The organism is Bacillus cereus group sp. N12, from assembly GCF_016483575.1.
GTDB lineage: Bacteria > Bacillota > Bacilli > Bacillales > Bacillaceae_G > Bacillus_A > Bacillus_A toyonensis.
Genome location: NZ_JAEHBO010000218.1, coordinates 1 through 301 on the forward strand (window position 1 = coordinate 1; position 301 = coordinate 301).

Sequence of the window (301 nt, forward strand, 5' to 3'; positions counted from 1 at the left end):
TTACTTTGTCCATAACTTCTTTATATTTGTTAAATTGGGCATCTTCCATATCACCATTCATTTGTATAAGGAAGTTATCTTTTGCGTAAGTATGAGAGAATAGCATCTGATTACCATTACCTAAATCATCATAGTATTTCTTAGCTTTTTCAAGATCTTCTTTGTTTTTAAACTCAAATATTCTACCACCACTATCTTCACCTAATGCTGGAACAAGAATGCGCTTTGCTTCTTTTCTAGTATTTCCAAATTCTTTTTCTGGTAGGTCACTAGGATTGTCAGCTTCTAATCCTGCAGCTTT

The 301-nt window shown here is 32.9% G+C and carries 1 protein-coding gene; it reads right to left on the reverse strand.

The window, feature by feature from the left end; translation table 11 throughout:
- Positions 1–301: stress protein (locus JDS92_RS30215; protein WP_199633053.1), on the reverse strand; the 301-nt coding region annotated here is incomplete at both ends.